This window comes from Micromonospora maritima, assembly GCF_902825405.1.
In the GTDB taxonomy this organism is placed as follows: domain Bacteria; phylum Actinomycetota; class Actinomycetes; order Mycobacteriales; family Micromonosporaceae; genus Micromonospora; species Micromonospora maritima.
This window is the reverse complement of the sequence record NZ_CADEAU010000552.1, coordinates 1-3,271: the sequence shown is the minus strand read 5'-3', so window position 1 is coordinate 3,271 and position 3,271 is coordinate 1. Positions and strand designations below refer to the sequence as shown.

Sequence of the window (3,271 nt, the reverse complement as noted above, 5' to 3'; positions counted from 1 at the left end):
CCTCGTCCAACCGCAGGCCGGCGCCGGCGGCCCAGGCCGCGTCGAACGCCTCGTCACCCAGCGCCCGGCGCAGCTCCGCCTGCCGCCCCAGCCAGTACGGCCCATGGATGCCCGGCGTGGCCCGCAGGCTGGCCCGGGTGGCCTGGGCCGCGCCGAACAGCCGGGCGGCCGACACCGCGTCCCCGGCCAGCGCGCAGCGCACCGCGATCGCGTTGATCGTGTCGCAGGCCCGCCCCAGGTAGCCGTGGCTCATCCGGGACCGCAACGCCACCAGCAGGTGCTCGTGCGCGGCCACCAGGTCACCCCGGGACAGCGCCACCATGCCGAGCAGCATGTCCACCGAGCGCCGGCCCCGCTCGACCGGCCGGGCCGCCTCCACCGGACGGGCCGCGCCGAGCAGCTCGGCCGCCTCGTCCAGGGCGCCCCGGCGCCAGAGCAGCTCGGCCAGGTTGTAGACGGCGAGCAGCGCGTCGCCGACCACGTCCTGCGCGGACGCCCAGTCGATCACCTCGCGGCAGACCCGCTCCGCCTCGGCGAACTGTCCCATGTCGACGAGCGGCGCGGCACGACCGGCCAGCACCCGGGCCAGCAGCCCCCGGTCGCCGGCCTGCCGGGCCGCCGCCTCGGCCCGCTGCGAGTAGCGCAGCTCCTCGGCGAACTCGCCGTCCGCACCGGCGTGCAGCGAGTGCATGTGGTACGCCGCGGCCAGTTCCGCCTCCGGGATCGCCTCGCCGGTCTCGGCGATCCGCCCGTAGAGCCGGAACAGCCAGAGCCGCCCCTCACGGGCCAGCCCGCGCTCCCGCCACCACTGGTCCAGGCCGCCGGCCAGGTGCAGGCCAGAGCGGGCGCTGCCGCCGGTCGCGCACCAGCGCAACGCGGCCCGCAGCTCCCCGGCCAGCGGGTCCAGCGCGTACAGGGAGAGCGTCACCGGGCGACCGTCCGGGCCCAGGTGCGCCCGGTCCAGCGCGTGCCGGGACCAGGCGACGTGCCGGTCCCGGGCGCTCTGCTCCTCGCCCGTCTCGACCAGCCGGCGCGCCGCGTACGCCCGGATCGGGTCGAGCATCCGGTAGGTGCTGCCCGACGCGTGCGGCTCGGCCAGCACCATCGACTTGTCCACCAGGACCGACAGCGGATCCAGCGGATCCTCGTCGAGCAGCCACTGCACGGTCGGCAGGTCCACCGGGCCGGCGAAGACCGCCATCCAACGCAGCAGCCGCGCCGAGCGCGCGCCGAGCGTGCGGTACGACCAGGTCACCGTGGCCTGGATGGTCAGGTGCCGTTCGCTGGCCGAGCGCTGCACCGCCCGGCTCGCCGGGCTCGGCGGGGCGGCGCCGGTCGCGGCGGCCACCAGGTCGACGGTGTCCTGCTGGTTGCCGCTCCAGCCGGCCTCCACCGGCGGCGGCTCCGCCGCCTCCCGCCCGGCGTCCAGCGTGCCCAGCATGTCGTCGAGCCGCTCGGCCAGCTGGCCCGCCGACAGCACCCGCAGCCGCGCCGCGGCCAGCTCGATGGCGAGCGGCAACCCGTCCAGCCGCCGCACCACCCGACGCAGGTCGGCCTGTTCCGCCGGGTCCGGCGCCCGACCACCCCGGGCGGCCGCCGTCCGGTCCAGCAGCAGGGCCACCGCGTCGCTGGCGCCCCCGCCCGGCTCCTCGTCCACCGACAGCGGCGGGATCCGCCACACCACCTCGCCGGGTACGCCGAACGACTCCCGGCTGGTCGCCAGCACCCGCACCCCCCGACCGCCGGCCAACAGCCGGGAGATCACCTCGGCCGAGGCGGCCGGCTGGGCGTCGCAGGTGTCCAGCACCACCAGCATCCGGCGCGGCGCCGCGTACTCGACCAGGGTGTCGACCATCGGCCGGCCCGGCTCCGGGCGCAGGCCGAGCACGGCGGCGATCTCGAACGCCACCAGCCCGGGATCGGTCACCGCGGCGATGTCGACGAACCACACACCGTCCGGATAGTCCTCGACGATCCCGGAAGCCAGCTCCACGGCCAGCCGCGTCTTGCCGGCGCCGCCCGCGCCGAGCACCGTCACCAGCCGGTACGCCTCGACCAGCCGGCCCAGCTCGGCGCGCTCGAAGTGCCGGCCGACGAACGAGGTGGCCGGGGTGGGCAGGTTGTGCGCCGCCGCGTCGGCGGTACGCGGGCGCGGGAACCGCCGCTCCAGCCCCGGTGCGACGAGCTGGAACAGCCGCTCCCGGTCGTCGAAGCCGCGCAACCGGTGCAGGCCGAGGTCGAGCAGGGACGCCCCGTCGGGCAGCGGGTCGGCGTACCGGGCCGTGGCCGCCGAGCACAGCACCTGCCCGCCGTGCGCCGCGGCGGCCACCCGGGCCGCGCGGTGCACCTCCGGGCTGGCGTACTCGCCGTCGCGCGGCTCGGCGTAGCCGGTGTGCAGGCCCATCCGCACCCGGGGGGTGGCGTCCGGGTTGGGCCAGTTGTGCCCGACGAGCGCGCGTTGCGCGGACATGCAGGCGTGCACCGCGGCGGCCGCGTCCGGAAAGGCGAGGAAGAACGAGTCGCCCTCGGTCAGCAGCTCCGCCCCGTCGGTGCCGGCCAGCGTGTCCCGCAACAACCTGCGGTGTTCACGCAACACGGGCCGGTAGACCGGCCCGAGCGTCCGGGCCATCCGTGTCGAGCCCTCGATGTCGGTGAACACGAAGGTCACCCACCCGCTGGGGAGGTGGATCCGTGGCGACATACGTCGAACCTCCGCCCGCTGACGTCGGGTTCATGCTGCCCTATGATCGCGTCGTCACGCATCGTGAGAACGGTCGGGCCGATTCCGACTCAAGGTGCCAAAGGATCACACGCACGGCAAGCCCCGGATCGACCGGTGGACCGGCCGCGGGGTCCGCGTCAGCAGCCGCAGGCGCCGCCGCAGCAGCCACCGCCACCGGACGCGGGAGCGCCGCCCACCGGGCCCGACCCGCCGCGACCGGTGAACGCGACGGTGGAGAGCAGCTTCACCGTGTCGGCGTGGCCCTGCGGGCAGGTGGCGGGTCGGCCGGCCTCGGCCATCGGACGGTTGACCTCGAAGGTGTCGCCGCAGGCGCGGCAACGGAACTCGTACCGGGGCATGCCGCCAGCGTACGGCCGGGCCTGACGTCGTCGCACCGATGGGTGATACTCGACGGGTGGTGGACGGCGAACGGCGGAACACGGCCCGGCCCCTGCGACCCGCCGCGCCGCCCGACGGCGGCGCCGGGCCGGTCCCCCGCCCCCGCCGTGCCTCGTCCGGCTCCCCCGCCCCCGAGAAGGCTCCCTCCAC

General features: G+C 76.4%; 2 protein-coding genes. Both read right to left on the bottom strand.

Annotation, left to right across the window (positions count from 1 at the left end; all coding sequences use genetic code 11):
• The coding region (locus HUW36_RS28875) for an ATP-binding protein (protein ID WP_174531009.1) at window positions 1–2,701 on the bottom strand (2,701 nt) is incomplete at its 3' end.
• A gap of 158 nt (window positions 2,702–2,859) precedes the next feature.
• The gene (locus HUW36_RS28870) at window positions 2,860–3,081 is read right to left on the bottom strand and encodes an FmdB family zinc ribbon protein (protein ID WP_174531008.1); all 222 of its coding nucleotides are present in this window, start codon (window positions 3,079–3,081) and stop codon (window positions 2,860–2,862) included.
• Between the last annotated feature and the right edge of the window lie 190 nt (window positions 3,082–3,271).

What these genes read in the sequence shown, in the direction of transcription:
- HUW36_RS28870 (WP_174531008.1), bottom strand. Translation starts at nt 3,081, where the DNA reads ATGCCCCGGTACGAGTTCCGTTGCCGCGCCTGCGGCGACACCTTCGAG.